General features: G+C 48.7%; 1 protein-coding gene. It reads left to right on the top strand.

The genetic code is table 11. The features are described from left to right. Positions 1-42 precede the first annotated feature (42 nt). On the top strand, positions 43-3,760 hold a 3,718-nt coding region (locus tag QT974_RS19145), incomplete at its 3' end, for an FG-GAP-like repeat-containing protein (RefSeq protein WP_333470019.1).

The following is a 3,760-nucleotide window of genomic DNA, read 5'->3' as shown; positions in this document are numbered from 1 at the left end:
GTCCGCCAGGGAATGAATTCCCTGTCTCAAAGCGAAAGTCGGTTGAAACCGACTGAAAACAAGGCGGCTATTCAGTCCTCTTTAGAGGACTTTCGCTATGAGACGGGGGTTTCAACCCCCGGCGGATCGGATGAAAGCGCGAGAGATACAGACGGTTTCGCCTTCATCAAACGCATCGCCCAGCTCACAAATACAAACGTTGCCGCTTCCCAAAACCTCACGGGAAGTGTAGCAAAGGGTGGGGACTGGGAACTAGAAGTCAGCACCGGGAAAATAGAAACACCGCTAGTATTTGCACCCGAAGTATTGGCTAATTACGAACAGGTTTTAAATAGTTTTGGTGCGGCGACAAACTTCGGCGCGGGGACAAATCCCAAAGGTATTAATCTAGGGAATTTTAACGCTGATACTTTCCCCGACTTAGTAGTAACAAACCAGAATGACGACAACATTTCGATTCTGTTGGGGAATGCCACTGGCGGTTTTGGCACAGCTACCAACTTTGCTGTAGGTTTTACTCCAAATTTTGTTACATCGGGACTGTTCAACAATGACAATTTCCCCGACTTAGCAGTAGCAAATAGCGGTAATATCTCAATTCTGTTAGGAAATGGCACGGGCGGCTTTGGTGCAGCTACTAATTTTAGTGTGGGTAACACTCCCATTTCAATAGGTGTCGGAAAATTTAATGCCGACAATTTCCTCGATTTAGCCGTGGTAAATGCTAACCCTCAAGGTGCTTCTGGTAGCGTCTCAATTTTGCTCGGAACTGGCACTGGTAGCTTTAGCAATGCCACTAATTTTAATGTTGGTTCGATTCCGGATGCCGTTGTTGTAGGCAACTTTAATGCTGACAGTTTCCCCGACTTAGCCGTTGCCAACAGCCTTTCTAACAATGTCTCAATTCTGTTAGGAAATGGTACGGGCGGATTTAGTGCAGCTACTAATTTTAGCGCGGGGGTAAATCCAAATTCGATCGCCACTGGGGACTTTAACGGAGATACTTTCCTCGATTTAGCGACAGTTAACGCTAACAGTGTCTCAATTCTATTGGGAAATGGCACCGGCGGGTTTGGTGCGGCCACTAATGTTAGCGCAGGGACAGGGCTTTCGGGGATTGTGGCGAAAGACTTGAACGGAGACGGCAAACTTGACTTAGCAGTAACAGCCACTAATGGCGCTGTAATTTTAGTAGGAAATGGTACTGGCGGTTTTAGTGCACCGATTAATTTTGCTGCGGCGACAAGTCCAACTTCGATTATTTCCGGCAACTTTAATGCTGATAATCTCCCGGATTTGGCAATAGCTAACAATGGTTCAGCCAACGTTTCAATCCTGCTAAATACGCCAAATACAGTCAATTTTGGTGCGGCAACCTACAGCGGTACAGAAGGAACAACAGACACAGTAGTTAATATTCCCGTCACCATCAGCGGCGGCACTCCCTTGGGCGATGTCGTTGTACCGATCGCAATTAACCCCAGCAGCACAGCCACCCAAAATTCAGACTACACTATCGCCCCGACATCTATTACATTCCCCGCAGGTGCAACAGGTGCCGCACTCACCAAGAATATTGCACTTACGATCAAACCCGACAACATCGCAGAAAACGCCGAAACCGCAATTCTCAACTTCGGTACAATCACCGGAGGCGTTGCGGGTACAACGAATCAAACTACACTAACTATTGCTGCTAACGGTACTGTTTCTTATGCGGTTGCTGCGGGTATTGCGAGCATTCCCGAAGGCGATAGCGGCACAAAACCTCTAACTTTCACTGTGACTCGCAGCGGTAGCACTGGCGGGGCAACTAGCGTCAATTATGCAATTGGAGGAACTGCGACTAACGGCAGCGACTACAACAATATCGGCGGCACTTCTGGCGTAACTACTGCTACTGGCAAAATTACTTTTTCAGCGGGCGAAACATCCAAAACTATTACTTTGGATGTGTTAGGCGACGGATTGGTTGAACCAGACGAAACAGTTACGGTTACTCTATCGAATCCTGTTTCACCGGGTGGCGCGCCGACAATTCCCACGGCAACTGCTACCATGACGATCGCCAATGATGACACTGCCGGCTTCAACGTTGCACCTACGAACATCACAGCCACAGAAGGCGGCGCAACGGGCAGTTACAAAGTCAAGCTAACTTCGGAACCTTCTGCACCAGTTAACATTAGCTTTAATACTGGCAATGCAATTAGCCCGATCGCCCAAATTACCTTTAACAGCATTAACTGGAATGTCGATCGGACTGTCACTGCTACTGCGATCGACGATACTGTAGCACAAGGAACCCACACAGGGACGATCGCTCACACAGCTACCAGTACCGATGTTAGTTATAACGCCAAAGCGATTCCGAATGTCACGGCATCGATTACAGATAACGATAGTCCGGGTGTGTCGATCGTCCAATCTGCCGGAAGTACAAATATTGCTGAAGGCGGTGCAACGGATACCTACGGCGTGCTTCTGACTAGCGCACCTGCTGCTAACGTTACGATTAATTTTGACACGGGCAGTCAAATTAGTGCGATCGCACCTATCACTTTTGGGCCCACTACTTGGAATGTTGCTCAAAATGTGACCGTTAAGGCGATCGATGACAGCATAGCCCAAGGAACTCACAGTGGCACGATTAGTCACAAATCCGTCAGCACGGATACCAAGTATAACAATCTGACAATTTCTCCTGTAACTGCCACGATTGCTGACAACGATACCGCAAGTGTGACTATTTCACCGACGAGTACAACTGCTACAGAAGGTGGTGCTACAGGGACGTACAGCGTTCAGTTAAAATCCCAGCCCACCGCGCCTGTGACGATTAGTTTCGGTACAGGGGATCAAATAAGTGCGATTTCCGCGATTACTTTTGATTCTACTAACTGGAACGTGGCGAAACCTGTCACAGTCACGGCTGTTGACGATGCGGTTGTTGAAGGGCCGCACACAGGGACTATTTCTCATACGGCTGCGAGTGCTGATGCTAAGTATAGTGCGATCGTTGGGATTCCGAATGTCGCTGTGGCGATTACCGATAACGATGTAGCGCCGCCAACTCCAACTCCGAGTACAACTCCAACTCCGAGTACAACTCCGACTCCGAGTACAACTCCAACTCCGAGTACAACTCCGACTCCGAGTACAACTCCGACTCCGAGTACAACTCCGACTCCGAGTACAACTCCAACTCCGAGTACAACTCCGACTCCGAGTACAACTCCGACTCCGAGTACAACTCCGACTCCGAGTACAACTCCAACTCCGAGTACAACTCCCACTCCGAGTACAACTCCGACTCCGAGTACAACTCCGACTCCGAGTACAACTCCCACTCCGAGTACAACTCCGACTCCGAGTACAACTCCCACTCCGACGCTAACATCAGTCACGCCGACTCCGACTCCGACGCCAACATCAACGTTTCGGATAGGCAATTTTGGGACAGGTAACGAAACACCGCTAGGTAACGGAACTGGCGATCGAATTCAAGGTGATACCACGATTAATTTTTCCCAAGCTACTTACCAAGTCAGTGAAAGTCGCACAGCAATCGTTCAAAAACAAATTACCCTCACTCGCACTGGGGATCTAAACAAAATTTCCAGGGTGTACCTAGAACCTCCTACTGGTTCAGCAACTTGGGGAGTAGATTGGAACATCCCTCCGAATTTTTCTCCGGAATTCACTTTTAACCCAGGCGAAAATAGCAAAACTTTCACAATTGACATTTTGCCGGATGGTC

It is taken from the genome of Microcoleus sp. BM001215392 (assembly GCF_036700185.1).
Taxonomy (GTDB): domain Bacteria; phylum Cyanobacteriota; class Cyanobacteriia; order Cyanobacteriales; family Microcoleaceae; genus Microcoleus.
Note: the sequence above shows the minus strand (reverse complement) of the source record. Positions and strands in the feature narration are given on the sequence as shown.